The organism is Sphingopyxis sp. Geo25, assembly GCF_949769135.1.
Classification (GTDB): domain Bacteria; phylum Pseudomonadota; class Alphaproteobacteria; order Sphingomonadales; family Sphingomonadaceae; genus Sphingopyxis.
Genome location: NZ_CATKOZ010000001.1, coordinates 954,364 through 977,729, shown reverse-complemented (window position 1 = coordinate 977,729; position 23,366 = coordinate 954,364). Strand labels below are relative to the sequence as shown.

Genomic DNA, 23,366 nt, shown 5'->3' with positions numbered 1-23,366 from the left:
CGCGCCCCTACTCCGGAGCGGCGATGAAAAGAGCCAAAAATCCTATCGCAGAGTGAAATACCGTAGGTGATCTCGACACCGCAATGGGAAAATCGCCTTCGCGTACCATGGCGTAGAAATGCAAGCCACAGCGCTTTCAGGCGCATTTGTGAGCTTAGCAGCGTAGTCCTGAGCCCTCCCCACCACGCTGGCTTACCCTTGTGAACCAACAAAACCGATGAGCGACCATCTGTTTCTGGCCGGTAGGAGACTGTCTGGTCTTCGGTGCCAAGTGGAAAGAAGCGGACATTCGCCTTGCTTTTCCATAGCGGAGTAAATGCTAACCGACTGCATTGCGTTAGGAAACTGGGATCGGGCGAGACCGAGCCCCCCGCGTTTATCGCGTCGCTTCAATACCCCTCGGGTGCGCCCGCTCAAGGCGCTAGGGGCGACCATTTACCTTGCGGGATCCGCTGAACAACAAAGCCGCAGCGATAGCGTCCGATCCGACACCTGATTTTTTTGAGGTCGTCGGAAGGGAATGTGCGTCGTTGCTCAACCTCGCTTCCTTTGGATGCGCGGACCCCGCCTCCGGCACGCAACCCTTCCGGCACTCGCTTCCGCTTTCTGTCATCACACTACCTTCCTTGCCAGCCGAGCTAAGCGGCGAATTGCAATTGGGTGTCCACCCGCCTGCCACGCGACCATATTTGCACGATTGCATTGCTGTCAGTCGCGAGTAGCGCAATGTCCTCAAGAGGATTTCCCTCGACGACCAAGCAGTCAGCAAAAGCTCTAGGCGCGATGACGCCCAGTTGCCCTTCCATATTCAGCAGTGCAGCGTTGATCGAGGTGGCTGACTGGAGGGTCTCGAAGGGCTCTCGACTGCGCTGCGGAGACGAAACTCCTCGCGCTGCAGGCGATGATGCGGCCCAAGTAGATCGGTACCGAATCCGAGTGCGACACCCTCGGCCCGGCAGATACGAATGGCCTCAAGACCCTTTTCACGGACGCCGGCAAGTTTCTCCAGCGTGTGCGCCGCGGCGCCTGATTCCGGGCCGAAGCGATGGAGGGCATCGTAGGTGGCCAGCGTCGGAACGACGAAGGCTCCCGCCTCGGCCACCAAACGCGCGGCGGCCGCATCAATCAGGTTCCCATGCTCGATCGACCGGACGCCGAGCCGGATCGCCCGCGTGATGCTGTCGGCGGTGTAGGCATGGGCAGCGACATAGCGCCCGCGGCGCAACGCCTCATCCACGACCGCTCCGATCTCCTCGTCCGAGAATTGCAGATAGTCGATAGGATCGCTCGGCGTGGAGATCCCGCCCGAGAGGAATATCTTCAGATGATGTGCGCCCTGGCGCAAGGCCTCGCGTGCTGCCTTGCGCAGCGCATCGGCCCCATCGACGAGATCGGCAAGCGCGCCCCGAGGTGCGCATCCGCAAAGGTCAGGAGGTTCGTGCGGAGCCCGAGCATCGCCATGCCCGCCGGTCTGGCTGAATGCCCGGCCGCAAAAGAAGAGGCGCGGCGATGGGAACAGCCCTTGCTCGGCCGCGAGCCAGGTCCCGTGATCGCCGCCGCCGACGTCGCGCACCGTTGTGAAGCCGCGCTGAAGGGCGCCTTCGAGGATCACTCGCGCGCGCTGCGCCTCGTAGGTCCGTGGATAGGTTTCGCATTTGGCCGTATCGGTTTCGGTCGCGAAGGCATGAAAATGCGCATCGATGAGGCCGGGCAACAACGACCTCCCCGCGAGATCGATCTCGCGGAAATCGAGAGCGTCCGGCCTGCGGGCCGAGACGCTCTCGATCCTGTCCCCCCGAACCAGCACGAAGGAAGGGTCGGAAAGAAAGGGCGAATGTCCGTCAAAAATACGCGCGTTCGAGAACAGGACGAATTGCTCGTCGTCGGACATGACGCTGGCTCCGGTTTCGCCTCAGGCGCTATGGCCATAGTCGCGCCGCGCCTGATCCGGCGTGATGAAACCATCGCGCAGGTCGGCTTCGATCGCGTCGCGCGCGCGCAGTTTGGGGTCGCCCCAGCCGCCGCCGGTCGCGGTCACCATGCGCACGACATCTCCTTTCGCCAGCGGAACGCGCGCCGGCTTCCCCAACCGCTCGGGCGGGTCCGAGCGCTGTCCCTGCCGCAAAATCTCGGCATAGTTGGGTGAGCCCTGCTGCCCGCCGGCTACGCCCCAAGGCGGAAATTTGAAGCGGCCAAAGCTGCCGGTGAACACCCACCCGTCGTTCGGAATCTCATATTCGAGCGCAACACCTTTGCCGCCGCGGAACCGGCCGGCACCGCCGTCGTCGTCGTGGAACGCATAGCTGCGAACGCGGACACCATATTTGGCCTCGGTGACCTCGACGGGGAAATTATAGGTCTCGCCGTCGGCAACCGAGAACTGCCCGTTCAGCCCATCACGTCCCTGCATGGCGCCCCAGCCGCCGACGAGCGGCCCAACGAGGATCGTCGGCGCCTTCGTCTTGGGATGCGGCCCCGAAAAGACGATCGCGCAGACCGACAGGACATGGCCCGCGGTCAGGCGATCTGGCAGATGCTCAGCAAGCGCCTTCCAGATCAGGTCCTGCGCATAGAGCATAGTTTCCCAGTAGGTCGATACTGGTGCGGGCCGCTCGGCGGTGAACAAGGTGCGATCGGGGCAGATGACCTCGATCGCGCGAAAGCAGCCGCCGTTCGCCGGGATTCCCGGGTTGGTGAGCGCCTTGAAGATCGTGCGGACCGCCGAGACGAGACCGGTGCGCGAGTTGTTGATCGGTCCCGCAGTCTGCGGGGCGCTGCCGGTGAAATCGACCTTGAACTTGTCTTCCGTGATATCGATCCGCACGCAGACTTTTAAAGGCTGGTCGGTGATCCCGTCATCGTCGATCCAATCCTCGGCATAGAAGGTGCCCTGCGGCAACCGCTTCAACTCGGCGGCGATCATCGCTTCGCCATAATCGAGTAGATCGGCTATCGCCCGGTGCATCGACGCCGCGCCATAACGATCAAACAGTTCGACGATACGAACCTCGGCGACCTTGTTCGCCGCCATGCCCGCCCAGAAATCACCCATCGAATCCTTGGGCAGCCGGATATTGCTTTGCAGGATTTCGAGGATGCCGCCGACCGGCTTGCCGCGCTCCATGATTTTGACCGTCGGGATCTGCAGACCTTCCTGGAAGATCTCGGTCGCATCGGTGGTAAAGCTACCCGCCGCCATGCCGCCGACATCGACCCAATGCGCCTTGTTCATCGCGAAGGCGACGAGTTCGTCCCGGAAGAAAACCGGCTTGACGATCGCGACGTCGCAAAGATGCGTCCCGCCGCCCTTGTAGGGATCGTTCGAAATGAAGACGTCGTCCTGGTGGATGTCGCCTGCGAACTTTTCCAGGATGTCGCGAACGAGCGAGTCGATCATGCCGAGAAACACGGTGGTCCCGTTGCCCTGCGCGATCAGGTCGCCGCGGGCGTTGGTGATGCCGACCGAATAGTCGAGCGCCTCGTAGATGATCGGGCTCATGCTCGTCTTCGCCATGGCGAGGAACATTTCGTCGCCGATCGCAACGAGCGCATTCTTGATGATTTCCTGCGTGAAGGGATCGTGGCGGGTCATCTCAGTTCCCCAATTCGATGTGAATGTTGCCGATGGCATCCATGCGCGCCGTGCACCCGGGATTGACGACGATCGTTGTCGTCCGATCCTCGATGATCGCCGGTCCGCTGATCTCCATGCCGGGCTCGAACCGGGCAAGGTCATAGGCCGCGCTCTCATGCTTCCCGTCGGTATCGAAATCGACCATCCGCCGACCGGTGATCACCGACGCCGCGACGGCACCCGTCCTCGCGCGCTCGGGCAGGTCGATCTTGTCGGTCTCGTTGAGCGCAACGACATGATAGTTGACGAGTTCGACCTCGCTATCGAGCCGGAAGGTATATTCGCGCTGATGCTCAGCGTGGAAGGCCTCGATCGCGGCCTCGACGGCAGCGCGGTCGATCACACCGCCCGCGACCGGCACCTTCACCGTGTGCTCCTGTCCGCAATAGCGCATGTCGGCGAAGCGCTCGAAGCGAAGCCTTGCGGCGTCCATGCCCTCGCGGACGCAAACTGTCTCGGCCTCCAATTCCATCTCGCCGTATACCGTCTGGAGGCGATCCAGCGGGAAGGTCGACATATCCTCGACACGCGTCATTAGGAAATCGCGGCGGATGTCGGACATGAGCATACCCCAAGCCGAGAAGACCGAGGAATTCACCGGGATGATCACCTTGCGCGCCTGCAGATCCTTAGCGAGCGATACCGCATGCATCGCCCCGCCGCCGCCAAAGGCAATGAGTGCAAATTCCCGCGGATCGAAGCCGCGGTTGAGCGACACAAGCTTTAGTGCGTTGACCATATTCGCATTGGCGATCCGGATCACGCCGCGGGCGACGTCCTCGACGGTGCCGCCCAGCGGCCGGGTGAACTTCCCGAAGGCCTTGGTCACATTGTCGAAGTCGGGCTTGTGCTCGCCGCCAAGGAAGAGGTCCGGGTTGATACGACCGAGCACGAGATTGGCGTCGGTCGTCGTCGGCTCGGTCCCGCCGCGACCATACGCCGCGGGCCCCGGAGTCGATCCGGCGCTCTTCGGCCCGACATGGAGGCGTCCGCCTTGGTCGATCCAGGCGATCGAGCCGCCACCGTTGCCGATCTCGACGAGATCTACGACCGGCGTGCGGATTGGATAGCCGGGGTTCGTCCGATCCCACTCAATCTTGTAATCGGTAGTGATCCGCGCCTGCCCGTCACGGATCAGAGCGGTTTTCGCGGTGGTCCCGCCGATATCGAGCGCGATGAGATTGGGCTCGCCGATGCGGCGGCCGAGCGCCGCCGCACCAAGCACGCCGCTCGCTGGACCCGATTCGACGAGTGCGATCGGGTTATTTCGCGCGCCCTCGACTGTGGTGACGCCCCCGTTCGACTGCATGATATAGGGAACCGAGGCAAGTCCACGCTCGCGAAGCCCCTCCTCGAGCGAGCCGAGGTACCGTTTCGCGATCGGGTGGACATAGGCCGACAGCACGGTCGTGCTCGTTCGCTCATATTCCCGCCACTCGCGGCAAACCTCGTTCGATCCGACCACCGAAAGACCCGGCCACTTGGCACGAAGGCTCGCGCAAACTGCTGCTTCGTGCTCGGGATTGGCATAGGCGTGTAGGAAGCAGACCGCGACCGCGTCTACGCGCTGCGCTTCGAGCGCGTCCCCAATCGCATCAAGCGACGACATATCGATGGGAAGCAGTACGTCGCCATCGGGCCCGACACGCTCGGACATCTCGAAGCGTAGAAACCGCGGCACGAACGGCGATGGCTTCTCGAACGCGAAGTTGAAAAGGTCGGGACGATTGCCGCGCGCGATTTCGAGCACGTCGCGAAAGCCCTCGGTGGTGATGAGCGCGGTGCGGCCGCCGGTGCGCGATAACAGGGCGTTGATTACGACCGTCGTGCCATGCGCAAAGAAATCGAAGTCCGCGGGCGAAACACCCGCCTTGGCCACCGCTGCGAGAACGCCGCGGTCGAAGTCCGGCGGCGTAGTGTCGGCCTTGGCCGTCACAATACCGTCAGGCCCGATCCCGACGAGATCGGTGAATGTGCCTCCAACGTCCGTTGCTACCCGCATGCCGCGACCTTCCTCCCGATAGTTATATGAATTTGCCTTGATCGAACCAACGGATTGCTTGCTCTCGCTGACCGTCCGCCATGGCTGCATCACAAATTTTGATATGTCAAATTTTAATTGACATCAAATTTTTTGATCCTAATTCTGCGCTCGCGATGCAATGCTGCGGAATTGCATCGCGCCAAGGGGACAGACATCAGGGAGGACCGCACATGCAGAAGCAGCTTCGGACGAGCGCTTCATTTTTGGCGCTGCTCGGCAGTATCGCAGCAATTCCGACAACGGCATTCGCGCAAGATACCAATCCGCAATCGAGCGCATCGGACGATTCAGAAGATATCGTCGTCACGGCTCGATCGCGCGAGGAACGCTTGCAGGATTCGCCCGTCGCCGTGACCGCGATCGGCGAGACTTCGATCGAACGCGCAAACCTGACGCGCGCCACCGATTTCATGCAGCTCGTACCGAACGTCACGGTCGCCGACGCGCAGGACTCGGGCAATGTCGCGATCAACATCCGCGGCGTCGGCCAGATCCGCAACGGCGAGACTCCGGTCGCGATCTCGATCGACGGGGTGCTGCTCTCGAGCCCGCTCCAGTTCAAGCAGGAATTCTTCGACATCCAGCAGATCGAGGTGCTTCGCGGACCGCAGGGCGCGCTTTACGGGCGCAACGCTATCGCCGGCGCGATCAACATCACGACCAAGAAGCCGTCGAACGAGTTCTCGGGCAATTTCCGCGTCGGCTACGGCAATGGCGATGCCTTCAACGCGAGCGTCGCGATCAGCGGTGCGCTGATCGACGACGTCCTGCTCGTGCGCGCGGGCGTCTCGCACACGCAGAGCGACGGTTATATCACCAACGGCTTTCTCAATAAGAAAGTCGACTATTTCAAGGACACCACGGCGCGCCTGCGCGTCGACTTCACCCCGTCGGACGCGGTCTCGGTCGACCTGCGCGGCTTCTATTCGACCCGCCAGGGCGGCGCCGCCTATTTTGCGCGGCCGCTGCTCCAGGCTTCGGGCCGGCCGTTCATCGATCCCGTTCCCGATGTCGATGTCGCGAACGACGTCGTCGCGCCCGAGTCGAACAATCTCGGGTTCGACGACCGCGACCTCATCGACTTCTCGCTGAAGATCGACATCGACACCCCGATCGGCGTCCTGACCTCGACCACGGCCTACAGTAATGTTCAGCATGTCGTCGCCTTCGACGGCTATGACTATTCGAATAACCGGCAGTGCTACCTCTTCGGCTTCGGCCTCGTGTCGGACGGGCTCGTCGATTGCGCTAATCCGCGCACTCTCGCGCTGGGCCCGAGCGGCGACCCGGACGGTGCCGACGCGCAGTTTCCAGCGCCGTACAATACAACCTTCCAGGATAATGACATCAAGAACTGGAGCCAGGAAATCCGGATCACCTCACCGTCGGCGCAGCGCTTTCGCTACATCTTCGGTGCCTATTTCCTCTGGCGCGACCGCTCGCTCTTGACCGGCACGAACGAGGACCTCGGCTTCGGTATCATCCCCGAACTCGACTTCGACCCGGCGACGCCCAACCAGACGCGCCGCTATTTCGCCGAGGATAACAAGGACTTTGCCTATGCCCTGTTCGCACAGTTTAACTATGATCTGACCGACAAGCTGGAGCTGACGCTTTCTGGACGCTTCGACAGCGACCGCCGCCGCCAGACCGACCCGCGCGTCGCGCCTTATCGCGTCGATGGCTTTGGGCTGCCGATTACCGGGCCGGCGACACGCCAGGCGACCTTCACGCAGTTTCAGCCCAAGGGTACTTTGCGCTGGAAGCCGTCGGACGACACGCAAGTTTATGCCACGGTCGCGCAGGGATTCCGTTCGGGCGGGTTCAACGCTCCGGGCACCGAGACCGACCCGTTTACCGGGGCGCCCATCTCCTCTCCCATCTACAAGAAGGAGGTCGCGACCAGCTACGAACTCGGCGCGAAGACCGAGCTGTTCGACAATCTCCTGACCCTCAACGGCGCGTTGTTCTTCACCCGGGCAAAGAATCTGCAGGCCTTCAACTTTAACGGCTCGGTCAATGCGCAGATCGTCACCAATATCGACCGCGTCGATGTGAAGGGTATCGAGGTCGAGTGGACGCTGCGTCCTGCAACCGGGTTCAAACTGTTCGGCAGCCTCGGGTACACCGACGCCGAGATCAAGGCCTATGCCGCGAACCCCGCCGCCATCGGCAACCAGGTGCCCTATACGACGAAGCTGACGATCAGCTCGGGCGCCGAATATGTTGCACCGCTGACCAACAGCCTGAGCGCGGTGTTTCGAGCCGACTGGCAGCGCCGCGGCAAGACCTATTTCCACGAAGGCGGCACCTTCGTGGGTGTGCCGGTCCGCGATCCGATCAATTTTGTGAACGGCCGTATCGCGATCGAGCATGAGAAGGGTTGGTCGCTCGGCGTCTGGGCAAAGAATCTTCTCAACGAGAAATATTACGAGGAGGTCGTCGCTCCTGACTATAACTATCAGGGTCGGCCGCGTACCTATGGCGTCGAATTCTCGGCAAAATTCTAGCATGAAGGCGGAGAGCCGCGGCCCGTCCGGCAGCTCTCCGCATTCCATACAGGCGGAAATTGGGAAGATGGTCCGATGGCATTTCTAAACCAGAGTCAAAAGGCGCCGAAGCTGGCGATCGGCGGGCGGATCAAGAAGCGCCGCCGCGAACTCGGCATGACGCTGCAGGCCGTTGCCGAGGCCAGCGGGCTCTCTGCCCCCTTCCTGTCGCAGGCCGAGCGAAACCAGACGGTGCCGTCTCTGGTCTCGCTCGCCTCGCTCGCCCGCGCGCTCGATGTCGATATCGGCTATTTCATGGAAATGCCGAAGGACGAGAATATCGTCAGTCGCGCCAGCGATCCCGAGATCATCGAGATCGACTCGCCGGTCGTCTACCACCAGCTGAGCTCCATGCTTCCCGAGCAGAAGATGGACGCGATCCTTATGATCATCCCGCCCGGGCACCGGTTCCCGATCGATCAGCGTGATGGTGAGGATTTCCTCTATGTCATCGACGGCGAATTGATGTCGCAGGTTGGCGAGCTTCGGACCGTTCTGCGTGCGGGCGACAGCATGCATTTCCGGTCGCAGGCGCCGCACAGCGCATGGAACGAGACCAAAGCCGACGTGAAACTTCTCTATGTCGGCACACCCTCGATCTTCCGCCCCAGCAACTGAGGCGAACATGGAAAAGACAGGATTGGAATGGACCGACGACGTGTCGGATCCCCTCTTCGACATCTGGCGCTTCGTCGATCCCGCCGCGAACTCGATCGAAATCGGCACCGGGCGCTTTTCTGCCGGCCAGCTCATGCCCGAAGTCGGCCATTCGCAGCATGCGATGCGAGAGATTTCGATCATCCTCGAAGGCGAGATCGAGACGAAAAGCGGTGGCAAGACCGAGCGGCTCAAAGCCGGCGACATCGTGACCATCCCGGCTCACCAGGTTCAGCACTCCCGCTTCATCGCAGACACCAAGCTGATCTACATCTTCTTCGGTCACCGCAGCATCCGCGAGGATGAGGACAGCTGACCGGGAACGCTGGGCGAGCGATGACTGCCATGGCCGACCAATTTCTTGCTCGCGAACCGGCGGATCACCGGCTCCGCGTCGCCCTCAGCGAGATCATGCACGGCCGAAGTCTGGAGGTTGCGAAAACCCCCGCGCGCGTGAGGCAGTGGCTGATCCTGCACGAAATGTCCGACCAAGGCGCACTTCATGGCTGGATTTCTGCCCTCTCGGGGGGAGCCGCATCAGCCGCTGACGGACGCTTTGCCACCCACGTCGACGGCGAGCTCTGCATCTGGGAAGCGCATAGCGAATTCTCGACCGTCACCCTCGTCAGATCGGGCGCGGCCAGCCGCGCGCCAATTAAGAACTGCAATTGGCTCCATGGGATGCCGGGCCAAATATTCCGTTCCGTCGAGATACTGATCGGCTCAAAGGCGGATTTCGACTGGGACGGCGAGGCGCGCTTCGACCCGGCCCGTGTCGTAAGCAGCCTTGCCTTCGGCGGCGCTGCCCGCATCTGGAGTGATTTCACGATCAAGGGCTCGCAAGCCGGAAAGATACTCGTCGAGGATATGGGCTTGCAGAATGACGAAATATCGCGGCTCGTTCAAACTCTCCTCGAAATCGGCAACTACCGGAAACTGGCGCTGCTCGGATTCCCGATCGCCCGAGAATTGATGCCCTGGATTACAGCCGCAGAGGCCCGCCATGCCGGGATCACGGAGCGGATGAACGCATGCTCCGGCAGTCGGGGCGATATCCTGCGCGACCTGCTCGATCTCTCGGCCGAGATTGAATGCCGTGCCGGACGCGCGCGCTTCCGCCTTGGCGCGACAAGCAGCTATCACCTGTTGACCCGCGACAGGCTGGCATCGCTCCGGGAAGTCCGAATAGCCGGCTTTTCGACCTGGTCCGAGTTCATCGAGCGCCGCCTTCTCCCCGCCATGCGAACATGTGAAGTCTCGCAGTATCGGCTCGACCGGCTGAGTGAGCGTATCAATCGCACCGCCAGCCTGCTCTCGCTTGAACAGACCGTTGCCTTAAACAGGCGAAGCCAGGCATCACTTGCTAGCATGAACCGCCGCGCCATGCTTCAACTGCGTCTTCAGTCGCTTGTCGAAGGCTTGAGCATTTTCGCCGTCTCCTATTATATTATTGGCCTCCTCGACCATCTTCTCGACCCGCTGCTCCAACTGGGCGACGCTGAACAATTGAAATCATCGGCGCTGGCCGTGATCGTGCCATTGGTGCTTTCGGGAGCTTGGATCATGTCCAGACGTCGTCGCCTTCGTTCAAACTCGTCGGTGCATCGCGCGCCGTACCCGCGATCGACGCCAGACTGAGATCCGCGCGATTTAGGGGACGCGAAGCGAAACTCCGCGTCCACCCCATTCCGGCCGGGACGGCAACCTGAGGGCGGCAGGGCGATGCAACCGCTTGATCTGGTCGATAGCGGACAGGCAGCTTTTAGAAGCGTTTTCTACAATAGCCGACGTTTTCGGAGGGGAAGCAAAAGGGCGCTCCAAGGGACAGCCTCCAGCGAAACCGGATTTTGATTGCAGTGGCCAGTCCGGACCGGTCTGATCTCTTCTGTTGCGAAAGACCAAAGCGCTATCGGAGAACCGCATTTTTTCGCAGTAGCAAGATCTCCTTTTCGGTCACAGCCCAGTCCATCAAGCTCTTGGAAATATCAGGCTTCGAAACCAGCGGATCGGGTGCCCGGCTTGGCGACCTAGCAAATCTTGGGGCGGGCGCTGGCTGCAACGACGGACCGCAATGGGCGTGAACGCCGCGTGCTCGATGCGCGGGATGTGCTGCCGCTTCCCGGTAGGTCAGTACCGGAGACACACAAGCGTCCAGCTGGTCGAAAACTTCGCACCACTCGCCCAGCGATCGCGCACGGAATATCGGCTCGATTTGGCGACTGCGGTCAGGCCATACGGCCGGATCGAGATAGTCGGTAAATCTGAGCGGATCCTGTCCCAGGCCAGCGACAAACGCATCGTGGAATTCGCGCTCCAGTGCCCCGACCGCCATGTGACGGCCATCAGCGGTTTCATAGCAGCGATAGAAATAGGCGCTGCCGTCGAGGAGGTTGTCGCTGCGCCCCTGGCTCCAAAGGCCCATCTGCATCCATCCCGCCATCTGGGTCAGCAGGATCGAAATGCCATCGACCATCGCGACGTCGAGAACCTGACCCTTGCCCGAGCGCTGGCGTTCGAGAAGCGCGGCGAGCACCCCCATCGCTAGAAATGTTCCGCCGCCACCAAAATTTCCTACGAGGTTTATCGGCGGCACGGGGGGAGCATCGGTTGGTCCGATCGGATAAAGCGCACCGGTCAAAGCAAGATAGTTGATGTCGTGTCCGGCGCGTGACGCGAGCGGCCCCGTCTGACCCCACCCGCTCATGCGCGCGTAGATCAGCCGTTCATTCGCTGCGCAGAGCATGTCCGGTCCCAAGCCCAGCCGCTCCATCGCCCCTGGCCGATAGCCTTCGATAACAACGTCGGCACGTGTCGCCAGATCCCGCACGAGCGCGAGGCCATCCGGAGACTTTAGATCGATCGCAACCGAGGGGCGATTTCGATAGAGGAAATCATATTGCGGATCGCCCCCCAGCGGACGCCCGGCGCCGAAACGTTCGATCCGCAAGATGTCCGCGCCAAGGTCGGCGAGCAGCATCGCGCCAAAAGGGGTGGGACCGAGCCCCGAAAATTCGAGAATGCGGATATTCGCGGCCGGCGGCAATGCGCTGTTTTCCTGTTCACTCATATGGAATTGTCTCCCCATCGCGTCCGGCGCACGGCACAGAATATTCTCATCGGTTGAAAAATATACTAGCCAGTATCTCCTAGTCCTGTCACTATCTGATTCACGAGGCGGCACAGACCGGACGATCAGAGGAGAGCGAGTCCATGTCCGACATCACCCCGAGCGAATTGCGTTTCACCCGGACCGAGCGGGTTACGATGGGCGTCCCGACGGCGGAGGCGATTGCCGACCAGGCCGAAAAGATGGGATGCAGCAAGGTCTTCCTGCTGGCATCGACGACGCTGCGCGAACACACCGATGAAATCGGAAAGATCGAGGTGGCACTGGGCGCGCGGCATGCGGCGACCTTTAGCGGGATTGCCCCGCATGCACCGCGCGCCGATGTCCTGAAGGCGGCAGAAGCGGCGCGGGCTGCGGGCGCGGATCTGATTGTGTCGGTCGGCGGCGGTTCGGCCACCGACAGCGCCAAGATCGTCGCGCTGCTCATCAAGCATGATGTACGAAGCGTCGAGGCGTTCGAACCGCTTCGCACCTATGTCACCGACGCAGGCGAGGTGATCAATCCGATCAGGGTCGGCCCCGACATTCCGGTCATCTGCGTGCCCACGACCCTATCCGGCGGCGAGTTCAACGCACTGTCGGGTTCAACCGACGAAGTGACACAGCACAAGCAGGGTTATGAGCATCGCAACATGGCGCCGGTCATGGTCGTGCTCGATCCCGCCATCAGCCGGCACACGCCCGAATGGCTCTGGCTTTCGACGGGGGTTCGCTCGGTCGACCATGCGGTCGAGACCCTGTCGTCGTACCAGTCGAACGATTTTGCCGACGGACTCGCCGAAAGTGCGCTGCGACTGCTCGTCGAGGGCCTGCCTCGCGTGAAGGCCGACCCGGGCGATCTGGAAGGCCGCCTGAAATGCCAGATCGGCGCCTGGCAGTCGATGATCAGCATCATCGGCGGCGTTCCAATGGGCGCCAGCCACGCGATCGGCCATATTCTGGGCGGCACCTGCGACGTCCCGCACGGCTACACCTCCTGCGTCATGTCGCCCTATGTTCTGGCGTGGAACGCCGAACATGACGCCAGCCGCCAAGAGCGCACTCTTGCGGTACTCGGCGGCGACCATACGAGCGCTTCGGCGGCGCTCGACGCCTTCATCTCGGGGCTGGGGATGCCGCGGCGGCTGAGCGATGTCGGCGTCGACGAATCGCGCTTTCAGCAGGTGGCCGACTACACGCTGCTCGACATCTGGGGCCGCACGAATCCGCGGCCCGTCACCTCGGCCGCCGATATCCTCGAAATCCTTCGCCGCGCTGCATGATTATGCCGGCAACCCCGCCCACAGCGACCGAAGCAACAGGATCCGCCATGCCGAACACCGAGCGAGCAAGAGATTTTCAGGATCCGCGCATTCCCAATCGCGACGAATGCGTCCTGCGCTATCTTCTCGACCGCTGGGCAGCCGAGCGGCCGGACAAGGCGCACATCGTATTTGCCGACGGGTCCGAATGGAGTTTCTCCGAAATCCGGGCCCGCGTTCGCGCCAAGGCGGCGGGCCTCCGCAAGCTCGGCGTCCGGCAGGGCGAGCATGTGGCGGTGTGGCTGCCGAACGGACCCGATGCGCTCGTCGCCTTTTATGCGATCAACTATCTCGGCGCGGTGTTCGTGCCGTTCAACACCGCGTACCGCGGCGGACTGCTCGAGCATGTGCTCGCGAACTCGTCGGCGCGCATGTTGCTGATCCATCCCGACCTGATCCCGCGCCTGGCCGAGGTCGACCTTGCCGGAGTCGAGCTTCTGGTCGTCACCACCGCGAATGCGGTGGCAGAGGTGCCTCTGCCAACTGTGCGGTTCGACGACGTGATCGGCGATCCGTCGGAGGACATACCGCTCGAACGGCCGATCGAGCCCTGGGACATTCAGTCGATCATCTATACGTCCGGCACGACCGGCCCGTCGAAGGGCGTCCTGTCGTCCTATCTTCACATGTTTTCGAACGCCGGGCCCGAAAGCTGGCCGATGGTCGGCGAGGACGACCGCTATATGTGCGTCGCACCGATCTTTCACATCGGCGGGATGGGTCCGCCGTTCGTGATGCTGGCCCGCGGCGCGTCGGTGGCGATGATCGACAATTTTTCGACCGACGAGTTCTGGGCGGTCGCCAAACGCACTGGCGCGACGGTCGTGTTTCTGCTCGGCGTCATGGCCACCTTCCTGCTGAAGGCGCCTGCATCCGCGCAGGACCGCGATCATGGCGTCAAAAAGGCCTTCATGGTGCCGCTGACCGGCGACGCGCCCGCCTTTACCGAGCGGTTCGGCATCGACATCTACACGATCTTCAACATGACCGAGATTTCGTCGCCGGTCGTATCGGAGGCCAATCCCGCAAAGATCGGCACCTGCGGCCGTGTCCGTCCCGGCGTCGAAGTGCGGCTGGTCGATGGCAATGATTGCGAGGTCGCGGTCGGCGAAATCGGCGAGATGCTCGTGCGCACCGACCGCCCCTGGGCGATGAACAGCGGCTACAACGCCAACCCCGAGGCCACCGCCGCCGCTTGGCGCAACGGCTGGTTCCACACCGGCGACGCCTTTCGCCGCGACGAGGACGGCTATTATTATTTCGTCGACCGGGTGAAGGATGCGATCCGCCGCCGCGGCGAAAATATCTCGTCCTTCGAGGTCGAGGCCGAGGTCTGCCGTCACCCTGACGTGCGCGAAGCCGCCGCGATCGCGGTGCCGAGCGAATATTCGGAGGACGAGGTCATGGTCGTCGTCGCGCCCGTCCCCGGCCGGTCGGTCAACTGCCGCGCGCTCGCCGAATATCTGATCGAAACCATGCCCTATTTCATGGTCCCGCGCTATTTTCGCGTGCTGGACGAATTACCCAAGACGCCGTCGGCCAAAGTGCTCAAGACCGATCTGCGCCGCGAAGGCATTACCGGCGATACCTGGGACCGCGAAGCCGCGGGGCTCAGGGTTCGCCGCGAGAGCTTTGCGCTATGATGAGCGAAAACCCGCCGGCCGGAAAAATTCCATACGCTCCCCTTTTCATCGCTCGTTCCAGGATATTGAAGACATGACTGATCCGATACCCGACCGGCCGATCGCCGCGGACCAGATCGACTGGCCGCTTCTGGCGGCGGGGGTCGACCAGGGAAATATCCCGTCGCTGCTCATGCTCCTCCACCAGATGACGGGTGACGCCAAATGGCTGGAGGAACCCTATCGCCCGCGCCGCGCGCCCGGCCTGGACGACAATGACAGTGGCCAGTTGCCCGACGACATCCAGCGCGAGATCCGCAACCAGGCGCGCCAGGCGATCGAGGACTGGCTGAAAGGCAAGCCGCTGGCCCTGCCTCGCCCTGACAATGCCCATCTCGCAACGATGCTGAGCGTCGCGATGGCCGAACAGGTGCCGGCGGAATATGGCGATATTGTCGCGGCCGGGATGATGGTTGCACCTGCACCGCGCGAGATACCCCCTTCGCTCAAGACGAAATCGGCGATCGTAATCGGGGGCGGCATTTCGGGCATTTGCGCCGGAATGGAGCTGCAGCGGCTGGGCATCAATTATGTCCTGTTCGAAAAGAACGAGGATTTCGGCGGCACCTGGTTCGAAAATCGCTATCCGGGATGCGGGGTCGACACCCCGTCGCTGACCTACACCTTCTCGTGCCGCCCGAACGACTGGTCGCAATATTTCCCGCTGCGCGACGAGATCGAAGCCTATCTGCTCGATACCGCGCGCGAATATGGCTTGCCCGCGCGCGCCCAGTTCAATTCGAAGGTCGAATCGGCACGCTGGATCGACGACGCCGGTCAGTGGGAAGTGTCGGTGGCAAAGCCGGACGGCACCACGACGACGCACCGCGCCGACTATCTGTTCAGCGCTGTCGGCATTCTCAACATCCCGAAGTATCCGCAGATCGACGGCCTCGATTCCTTTGCAGGCGAGGTCATCCATACGAGCCGCTGGCCCGAGAACGCCGATCTTTCCGGCAAGCGCGTCGCGGTGGTGGGCAATGGCGCGTCGGGGATGCAGGTCGCCCCGGCGGTCGCCGACACCGCGGCAACGCTCACCCTGTTCGCGCGGTCGAAACAATGGGCGGCGCCGTTCCCGCAATTCCGCAAGGCGGTTCCCGATGGCGTGCGCTATTTGATGCAGGCTGTGCCGCTGTACCGGGCGTGGCTGGAACAGCGCCTGTCGTGGACCTTCAACGACCGCGTGCACGGCACCCTGCACCGCGATCCCGAATGGCCGCACCCCGAGCGCGCGGTGAACGCGATCAACGACGGCCACCGCCGCCATTTCACCCGCTATGTCCATGAGCAGCTGGCTGACCGCCCCGAACTGATCGGTGACGTGCTGCCCGACTATCCGCCCTTCGCCAAGCGGATGCTGCTCGACAATGGCTGGTATCGGACGCTGCGCAAGCCGAATGTCCGGCTGATTCCCGAACATCTGGCGCGCGTCGAAGGCAACCGGCTGATCTCGTCATCGGGGATCGAGGTCGAGGCCGACGTCATCATTCTGGCGACCGGGTTTCAGACGACGCGCGTGCTTGGCTCCTATGAGGTGATCGGACGCGGCGGCGCCGTCTTGCGCGACCTGTGGGGCGACGACGACGCGGCGGCCTATCTTGGCACGCTAGTGCCGGGATTTCCCAATCTGTTTATTCTGCTCGGCCCCAACGTCGGGTCGGGTCACGGCGGCAGCATGATCCGCAATATCGAAAACCAGATGCATTTTGCCGGCGAAGTCGTGCTGGCCAGCGCCGCGCGGGGTGCTAATACGGTCGAGGTAAAGGACAGCGTCTATCAGGACTATCGCCGCCGGATCGACGAGGCGCATGAGAAGCTGGTGTGGACCCACCCCGGCACCGAGAACTGGTATCGCAACGCCAAGGGCCGCGTGATCGCGATCACGCCGTGGCGCAACGACGCCTTCTGGCGGATGACGCGATCGCCCAAAGCCGACGATCTCGAGTTCGGCACCAAGGATGGCGACCGCCCTGCCCTCGCCAAAGCCGGATAGGCGGCAGGGTCGCTGCCGATGAAAGCCTTTCAGGGTCATCGCCTCGGCGCGGTCGAGGATTTCGCGCTCGAGGACCGGCCGATCGGCGCGCCGCAAGCGGGCGAAATCCTGCTGCGCGTCGAAGCGACTTCGCTGGGGTTCGTCGACGCACTGCTGATGCGCGGACTCTATCAAGTGCAGCCGCCGCTTCCCTTCGTCCCCGGCGGAGAGATCGTCGGGCGCGTCGAAGCGGTCGGCGACGGCGTAACAGGCTTTGCGCCGGGCCAGCGTATCGCCAGCTGGCAGTTCGGCGGCGGCCTCGCCGAACAGGCGATCGTCAGCGCGGCGAGCAGCGTGGCTGTGCCGGGCGCCCTCGAAGCCGCGAACGCGTCCGCGCTGCTCCTCGATTTTCTCACCGCCTATTATGGTCTTTTCGATCGCGGCGGCTACCAGCCCGGCCAGTCGCTGCTCGTTACCGGCGCATCGGGCGGCGTCGGATCTGCGGCGGTCCAGCTCGCCCACGCCAGCGGCGGCATCGTCGTCGGTCTCGCCTCGGGCGAGGCCAAGATGCGCCATGTGGCGACGCTCGGGGCGGATCTGGTGCTCGATTATCGCGATCCAGACTGGCGCGCACAGCTAAAGGCCCGCCATCCTGCCGGGGTCGACCGCGTGTTCGATCCCGTCGGTGGCCCGCTGTTCGAGGCCTGTTTCCGGTCGCTTGCCAAACACGGGCGCCACTTGGTGGTCGGATTTGCTTCGGCCGACGGCATCCCGCGGCTTCCCGCCAACCTGCCGCTGCTGAAGTCGGGCGAACTGGCGGGTGTCGACGCCCGCTATCTTGGCGAAAGCGATCCGGCGCGGGTGCGCACGATATTGGAGACCATCTTGGGGCTCGCCCAGCGCAAGCGGATCAAGGCGGTGATCGAGCGGAGATTTGTTCTTGCCGATGCGCCAGCCGCGTTCGAAAGCCTGGCGTCGGCGACGCGTATCGGCAAGATCGTCGTCACGCCCTGACGCGTCACCAGCGCGCGGGCAGCGCGCTCATGCCGCGGAACAGGAACCCGTCGCGCCATGCCGGCGCCTCGATGTCGACGCGGAGCCCCGGCAGCCGCGTTGCCAGCCGCTCGAATGCGACCCGTCCCTCGAGCCGGGCGAGCTCCGCGCCCACGCAGAAATGAATCCCGCCGCCGAAGCTCAGGTGCCGGGCCGCATTCTCGCGTCCGATATCGAAGCGGTCGGGGTTGTCGAACACCCGCGGATCGCGGTTTCCCGCCCCGATCAGGGTCAGCACCTTCTCGCCCTTCGCCACCGACCGACCACGAACCTCGGTTGATTGCAGCGCTGTGCGATAGGTGGCGACGAGCGAGCTTTCGTAACGCAGCACCTCGTCGACCGTGCCCGCGGCGAACCCCTGCGGATCGGCCACCAGACGCTGCCATTGATCGGGAAAACGGCTGAAGCAGAGCAGCCCATTGCCGATCATATGCGCCGTCGTCTCGAACCCGGCGCCGAACAGTCCGATCGCGACCGTCACCAGTTCATCGTGCGACAGCGCATCTTCGGCGCCGCCAGCCTGGACAAGCGCGGTCGCCAGATCGTCCTGCGGCGCCGCCTTCCGCTCGTCGAACAACGTCTCGAAAAACTGCTGCAACACCGCAATATGGCTGTTTGCGGTCGCCAGCTCTTCGGCGGTCAGCGCGCGCGCTTCGAACACGATGAAGCTCTGTGCGATGGCGTTGATGACGGCGTTCAGACGGTCGTCTTCGGGATCGATGCCGAGCATGTCGCACATCACCCGCACCGGAAGTTCATAGGCAAAACGCGCGATCAGATCGCCACGACCATCGGCTAGGAACCCGTCGATCAGCCGGTCGGTGATCTCGCGGATGCGCGGCTCCATCGCGCGAACCCGCTTCGCCGTCAGCGCTCCGGTTACCAGCCCGCGCACCCGCGTGTGATGCGGCGGGTCCTGCATCAGGAACACCTCGGACAACCATTTATAGCCGCGCTGCCCCAGCACATCGAATTCGGGGCCATAGAAGAGGCGGATATTCTCGACAAAATCGCCCTGACCGAAATCCTCGCGGTTCATCAGCACCGACCGCACATCCTCGTGACGGCTGACAACCCAATAGCCTAGGTCGGAGCGGTGGATCGGGTCGTGTTCGCGCAGGCGCGCAAAGGCGATGTACGGATCGGCTTTCAGCGCCACGTCGTCTGGAGAGAAGGAAGGTACGAGGACATCGGTCACGGGGGCGTCTCCCAGAAGCTAGCCGAAGCGCGGCACGAAAGCTCCGTCGTCGCCGCGTGCGACGAAAACCGAATGTGGCGCGCCGAAATGCGCCGGCACGATGCGGGCCCGCTTCGCGCTGGCGCGTTCGAGTATGCGACGCCGCGTGTCGGCCGCCACAGCCCGATCCTCGCAATAGACGCTGTTCCAGTCGGGCCGGACGACCTGCATCGGGTGGTGCAATATGTCGCCCGTAAACAGCGCCACATCGCCGTCGTTCTCGACCTCCAGCACCATATGCCCCGGTGTGTGCCCCGGGAAGGTCAAGGCGCGCATACCCGGTGCGATGGTGGCGCCATCGTCGATCAGTTCGGCAAGGCCTGCGTCGAGGATCGGCTGCACGCTGTCCTCAAAGACATTGGCGTTCACCCCGGCTCCGGCGAGCGTTGCATAGCACGCCTTTGCCGGGTTCCACGCCTCCTCGTCGGCGCGCGGGAAATAATAGCGGGCCTTGGGAAAGGTCGGCCGCCAGCTCCCGTCACGCCATTCGGTGTTCCAACCGACATGGTCGACGTGCAGGTGGGTGCAGAAGACCTTGTCGATGTCGCCCGGCGCGAACCCCGCGGCCTCGATACCCGCCAGAAACGGGGTCGCCAGCTGGCCGAAGATCGGGATACCGGGGCGGTCCTTGTCATTGCCCGCCCCGGTATCGACGATGATCCGCTCGGTTCCTGTGTCGATAAGCCAGCTTTGGAGGTAGCCGTAGATCAACCCGTCGCGAAAGAATTCGGGCTCGAAATCCTCGGCATGTTCGTTGAAGGCAGCCTCTTCATATTCGGCAAAGAGCGCTTCGGGCGGGCTGAACCCGCCCTGCCACTCCTCGAGTCGATAGACCTTGTGCCTGCCGATGCTAAAAGCTGCGTTCATGCTGCCCCTCCCGTCAGAAGTCGACGCCGAGGGTTACGCCATAGGTCCGCGGTGGCCGCAGCGATCCGACCGACACGAAGCTGTAGAGCGGCGCGGTAATGATCGTGTTCGCCAGCGCATATTTGTCGGTGAGATTCTTGCCCCACAGCGCCACCGACCATCGCTCGTCGGGCGAGCGATAGGTGATGCTGGCATTGACCATCGCAAAGGCCTCTTGCCGCGCGTCATTGTTATTGAACTCGGTAAAGAAGACTTCGTCCTGCAGATTGATATCGGCCGACAAGTCGAGGAATCCTGTGCTGCCCAAGTCGAAACGCTGATCGACGAAGGCCGCGACCGTATATTTGGGCGCGTTCGCCAGGCGGTTGCCCGACAGATCGACGAGCGCCGGGTCGGTCGCGCAGGCGGGATACTGCGGCCGGCTCGGATTGCCCGCGGCATAATAGCCGTTGCAGAAGTCCTTGTACTTGGCGTTGAGGTAGGTGCCGTAGACGCGGATCGTGGTGTTGTCTCCGGGGCGGAACGTCGTCTCGAGCTCGACGCCGTAGTTGCGCGCCGACGCTGCGTTGATCGTCTCGACAATGCTGTTCGCGTTGACGAAGCCGACCTGTAGATTGGTATAGTCGTAATAGAAGACCGCGCCGGCGAAGCCGAATTTGCGGTCGGCGGTTTCGCCGCGGAAACCGGCTTCATAACTCCACACATATTCGGGATCGATGACCGAGTTGACGCTGCCGATGTTGACGACGCCCGATTTGAAGCCGCGCGTCACCTTGCCATAGAAAAGGGTTCCGCCCGGTGTGCGATACTCGATCGCGAACTTCGGCGTGATCGCGTCCCAGCTGCCGCTCTTGTCGGTCGGAATGTCGAGCCCCTGCGCCTCGAAGGTGAAGCGCCCGACGCCGCTGCGCTTTTCCCAATTGTAACGCGCGCCCGCCGTGAGCGTGAGGTCGGGCAGGATTTCGTACGCGGCCTCCAGATAGGCGCCCGCAGCCTTGGTCTTCACCGTGCCGCGTTGCAGGTAATTGCCATTGTCGAAAAGGTCGGCGGGCAGATTGGTGCCGAGCACGATGTTGAAATAGGATGCCAGATTGACTGTCGGTACACGGACTTCGCCAAACAGCTTTTCGTCGAAATAGGTCGCGCCGCCGAGCAGGGAAAGGCCGCCGACCTTATAGGTGAAGTTGACTTCCTGGCTGAACGACTTGCTGTCTTCGGTATAGTTGTTCTGGCCGAAAGCGTTGATATCGCTGACGTCGAGGTCGTCGCGGTTGAAGCGCTTGAACTTGCGATAGGCGGTCGTCGAAACCAGCGAGAAATCGCCCGAGTCCCAAGTCACGATGCCCTGGACGCTCGAACCGTTGCGCTTGTTGACGGCGTCTTCGTCGGAATAGATGTTCCGCAGATCGGGCTTCTCGCCGCGCGCTGCATAATAATCATAGATCGTCTTCCCGCCGAGCAGCGACGACGCCAGTGCGGCCTCCGGAACGACGGTCGTACCGAAAAAGTGAAACGCGTAATTGTTGTCGTCTTCCTTGAAGTGATCGGCGACGACCAGCAGTTCGAGGTCGGGCGACAATTTGGCGAGCAGCGAGCCGCGAACAGCATAGGCGTCGCGGTCGTCCACCGGGTTTCCGGTAAACAAATTGGTGCCATAGCCGTCGCGCCTTTCATATTTGCCCGCGACGCGGAACATCAGGCTTTCGCCGGCGATCGGCCCGCCAAGTGCCGCTTCCAGCGTGCGCGCATCGTAATTGCCATAGGTCGCACGGCCAAACCCCTTGAACTCGGGGGTCGGCCGCGCGGTGACGATATTGATCACGCCGCCGGTCGCGCCGCGTCCGTAGGTCGTCCCCTGCGGCCCGCGCAGCACTTCGATCTGCTGGACGTCGTAAAAGCCGCTGAGCTGCGCAGCCGGGCGGCTGATGATCGCCCCGTTCTGCAGGAAGGCGACCGCGCCGTCGGCGCCCAGATCGATGCTGGTAAGGCCGATCCCGCGAATGAAGGTGCGGTTGACGCCGAACTGGTCGCCGACGGACACGTTCGGTACCGCGGCGGCAAGATCGCCGGCGTCCTCGATGCCGCCCGCCCCGACATCGTCCGCGCCCAGCACCGAAATCGCCGCCCCCGTATCTTCGAGCGACTTTCCCGACTTGGTCGCGGTCACGATGATGGCATTTTCGTCATTGCCGTCCGCCGCGTCATCCGGGTTCGCCGCTTGGGCATAAACCGGCGATGCGACAGCGAGCGATGCCATGGCGGTCGCCGACAGCAGATGCTTGAACGTCAAATTCATCATTTCTCTCCCTGATCTACCGGGCTTATAATTTTCTACCCGTCAGTACTTCAATGGCTGATTTACCAGTCGGGCAGTGTTTGCCCGCTCACTTCCTGCCTTTTTCCGGATCCTTCTTACGCTATTCCGCGCCCGCAAGCCGCAGCGCGGCCTGGACGAGATATTCGATCACTTCTTCGGCCGACCGCTGGCCGCTGGACGAGTACCAGGTTGGAATCCAGCTGATGAGGCCGCCGATCCAGACCGCGATGAATGGGTCGATATCCTCGCGAAACTCGCCGCTGGCGACGCCTTCGCGGATCATTTCGCCGATCTGGTGGTCGAAACTGTGACGAAGGCGCAGGATCCGCTTGTAGTCGTCAGCGCTCAGATGCTTCATCTCGCGCTGATAGACGACCACATATTCCTGCCGGTCGATGACAATCCGTCCGACCTTCCGGACCACCTCGGCAAGCCGCGCCCGATGGCTGTCATGCTCATGCGCCAGGACGTCTTCCAGCACCCCCAGCGCCTCGCTGATTCCGACCTCGCAGATCGCCGCGAGGATCGCCTCCTTGTTCCGGAAATAGGAATAGAGGAAGGGTTTGGTGACGCTCAACTGGCTCGCGACATTGTCGAGGGTGCAACTGCTGTAGCCGCGCTCGTAGAAAAGATGGCTTGCCGCCTCGACGATACGGTTGACCTTGAAGGCAACGAACTCGGACTTGAGCGAAGCACCGGAGGGGCGCGGACGGATCAGGGAATCACCAGGCACGGCCACCGTCATAGCATCGACCCAAGGCAGCCGGATAGTGACACCAATATCTCCCTCCGCGGCGCCATTCTGTCGATGGCGGACCGTCGGAAGACATATGCCGCAAAAAATATCTACCTGCTAGTAGTTTTTACATGATGCTGGTAACTTTCCTGGACCGTCAGCGGAAATGTGCGGCAATCGGCATCGAGCG

At 62.6% G+C, this 23,366-nt stretch carries 16 protein-coding genes; 8 read left to right on the top strand and 8 right to left on the bottom strand.

Going from position 1 to position 23,366, the window contains the following annotated elements:
• Positions 1-808: 808 nt before the first annotated feature.
• From QOL68_RS04895 to QOL68_RS04885, 3 genes are read right to left on the bottom strand one after another with little or no spacing between them, the layout of a single operon-like run.
• Positions 809-1,891 carry a metal-dependent hydrolase family protein gene (locus tag QOL68_RS04895; protein ID WP_282947464.1) on the bottom strand — a complete coding sequence of 361 codons (1,083 nt, stop codon included), beginning with the start codon at positions 1,889-1,891 and terminating at the stop codon, positions 809-811.
• Positions 1,892-1,912: 21 nt separating this feature from the next.
• Positions 1,913-3,592, bottom strand: coding sequence for a hydantoinase B/oxoprolinase family protein (locus QOL68_RS04890; RefSeq protein ID WP_204994164.1), 1,680 nt, complete (start codon positions 3,590-3,592; stop codon positions 1,913-1,915).
• A gap of 1 nt (position 3,593) precedes the next feature.
• The gene (locus QOL68_RS04885; RefSeq protein ID WP_282947461.1) at positions 3,594-5,636 is read right to left on the bottom strand and encodes a hydantoinase/oxoprolinase family protein; all 2,043 of its coding nucleotides are present in this window, start codon (positions 5,634-5,636) and stop codon (positions 3,594-3,596) included.
• Positions 5,637-5,848: 212 nt separating this feature from the next.
• Between QOL68_RS04885 and QOL68_RS04880 the strand changes: the two genes are divergently transcribed.
• From QOL68_RS04880 to QOL68_RS04865, 4 genes are all read left to right on the top strand, one after another.
• Positions 5,849-8,188 carry a TonB-dependent receptor gene (locus QOL68_RS04880; protein WP_282947459.1) on the top strand — a complete coding sequence of 780 codons (2,340 nt, stop codon included), beginning with the start codon at positions 5,849-5,851 and terminating at the stop codon, positions 8,186-8,188.
• A gap of 75 nt (positions 8,189-8,263) precedes the next feature.
• Complete coding sequence (locus QOL68_RS04875) at positions 8,264-8,845, top strand: helix-turn-helix domain-containing protein (RefSeq protein ID WP_204994167.1); 582 nt, start codon at positions 8,264-8,266, stop codon at positions 8,843-8,845.
• A gap of 40 nt (positions 8,846-8,885) precedes the next feature.
• Entirely contained in the window at positions 8,886-9,200 is a 315-nt protein-coding gene (locus QOL68_RS04870) for a cupin domain-containing protein (RefSeq protein WP_282947456.1), read from the top strand.
• Positions 9,201-9,229: 29 nt separating this feature from the next.
• Positions 9,230-10,522, top strand: a complete 1,293-nt coding sequence (locus QOL68_RS04865) for a DUF3422 family protein (protein ID WP_282947454.1) — start codon at positions 9,230-9,232, stop codon at positions 10,520-10,522.
• Positions 10,523-10,790: 268 nt separating this feature from the next.
• On the opposite strand, the gene QOL68_RS04860 is transcribed toward QOL68_RS04865, so the two are convergent.
• Positions 10,791-11,951: a CaiB/BaiF CoA transferase family protein gene (locus QOL68_RS04860; protein ID WP_282947452.1), complete on the bottom strand. Its 1,161-nt coding sequence runs from the start codon at positions 11,949-11,951 to the stop codon at positions 10,791-10,793.
• Between the two features lie 143 nt (positions 11,952-12,094).
• Here QOL68_RS04860 and QOL68_RS04855 point away from each other — a divergent pair, with 143 nt between their 5' ends.
• The 4 genes from QOL68_RS04855 (at position 12,095) to QOL68_RS04840 (ending at position 17,980) form a co-directional block, all read left to right on the top strand.
• On the top strand, positions 12,095-13,273 hold the full coding sequence (locus QOL68_RS04855; protein WP_282947450.1) for an iron-containing alcohol dehydrogenase: 1,179 nt from the start codon (positions 12,095-12,097) through the stop codon (positions 13,271-13,273).
• Between the two features lie 47 nt (positions 13,274-13,320).
• Positions 13,321-14,955, top strand: a complete 1,635-nt coding sequence (locus tag QOL68_RS04850) for an AMP-binding protein (protein ID WP_282947448.1) — start codon at positions 13,321-13,323, stop codon at positions 14,953-14,955.
• A 73-nt stretch (positions 14,956-15,028) separates the two neighbouring features.
• Positions 15,029-16,987 carry a flavin-containing monooxygenase gene (locus tag QOL68_RS04845; RefSeq protein ID WP_282947446.1) on the top strand — a complete coding sequence of 653 codons (1,959 nt, stop codon included), beginning with the start codon at positions 15,029-15,031 and terminating at the stop codon, positions 16,985-16,987.
• An 18-nt stretch (positions 16,988-17,005) separates the two neighbouring features.
• Complete coding sequence (locus tag QOL68_RS04840) at positions 17,006-17,980, top strand: NADPH:quinone oxidoreductase family protein (protein WP_282947444.1); 975 nt, start codon at positions 17,006-17,008, stop codon at positions 17,978-17,980.
• A 4-nt stretch (positions 17,981-17,984) separates the two neighbouring features.
• On the opposite strand, the gene QOL68_RS04835 is transcribed toward QOL68_RS04840, so the two are convergent.
• From QOL68_RS04835 to QOL68_RS04820, 4 genes are all read right to left on the bottom strand, one after another.
• Positions 17,985-19,217, bottom strand: a complete 1,233-nt coding sequence (locus QOL68_RS04835; protein ID WP_058454202.1) for a cytochrome P450 — start codon at positions 19,215-19,217, stop codon at positions 17,985-17,987.
• A gap of 18 nt (positions 19,218-19,235) precedes the next feature.
• The gene (locus QOL68_RS04830) at positions 19,236-20,123 is read right to left on the bottom strand and encodes an MBL fold metallo-hydrolase (protein ID WP_282947441.1); all 888 of its coding nucleotides are present in this window, start codon (positions 20,121-20,123) and stop codon (positions 19,236-19,238) included.
• Between the two features lie 13 nt (positions 20,124-20,136).
• Positions 20,137-22,419, bottom strand: coding sequence for a TonB-dependent receptor (locus QOL68_RS04825; RefSeq protein WP_282947439.1), 2,283 nt, complete (start codon positions 22,417-22,419; stop codon positions 20,137-20,139).
• Between the two features lie 121 nt (positions 22,420-22,540).
• Positions 22,541-23,173: a TetR/AcrR family transcriptional regulator gene (locus QOL68_RS04820; RefSeq protein ID WP_282947437.1), complete on the bottom strand. Its 633-nt coding sequence runs from the start codon at positions 23,171-23,173 to the stop codon at positions 22,541-22,543.
• Positions 23,174-23,366 lie beyond the last annotated feature (193 nt).

Bases quoted from the DNA above. Each gene is read 5' to 3' on its own strand.
- QOL68_RS04895 (WP_282947464.1), bottom strand. From the start codon at position 1,891: ATGTCCGACGACGAGCAATTCGTCCTGTTCTCGAACGCGCGTATTTTT.
- QOL68_RS04890 (WP_204994164.1), bottom strand. From the start codon at position 3,592: ATGACCCGCCACGATCCCTTCACGCAGGAAATCATCAAGAATGCGCTC.
- QOL68_RS04885 (WP_282947461.1), bottom strand. From the start codon at position 5,636: ATGCGGGTAGCAACGGACGTTGGAGGCACATTCACCGATCTCGTCGGG.
- QOL68_RS04880 (WP_282947459.1), top strand. From the start codon at position 5,849: ATGCAGAAGCAGCTTCGGACGAGCGCTTCATTTTTGGCGCTGCTCGGC.
- QOL68_RS04875 (WP_204994167.1), top strand. From the start codon at position 8,264: ATGGCATTTCTAAACCAGAGTCAAAAGGCGCCGAAGCTGGCGATCGGC.
- QOL68_RS04865 (WP_282947454.1), top strand. From the start codon at position 9,230: ATGGCCGACCAATTTCTTGCTCGCGAACCGGCGGATCACCGGCTCCGC.
- QOL68_RS04860 (WP_282947452.1), bottom strand. From the start codon at position 11,951: ATGAGTGAACAGGAAAACAGCGCATTGCCGCCGGCCGCGAATATCCGC.
- QOL68_RS04855 (WP_282947450.1), top strand. From the start codon at position 12,095: ATGTCCGACATCACCCCGAGCGAATTGCGTTTCACCCGGACCGAGCGG.
- QOL68_RS04850 (WP_282947448.1), top strand. From the start codon at position 13,321: ATGCCGAACACCGAGCGAGCAAGAGATTTTCAGGATCCGCGCATTCCC.
- QOL68_RS04845 (WP_282947446.1), top strand. From the start codon at position 15,029: ATGACTGATCCGATACCCGACCGGCCGATCGCCGCGGACCAGATCGAC.
- QOL68_RS04840 (WP_282947444.1), top strand. From the start codon at position 17,006: ATGAAAGCCTTTCAGGGTCATCGCCTCGGCGCGGTCGAGGATTTCGCG.
- QOL68_RS04830 (WP_282947441.1), bottom strand. From the start codon at position 20,123: ATGAACGCAGCTTTTAGCATCGGCAGGCACAAGGTCTATCGACTCGAG.
- QOL68_RS04825 (WP_282947439.1), bottom strand. From the start codon at position 22,419: ATGAATTTGACGTTCAAGCATCTGCTGTCGGCGACCGCCATGGCATCG.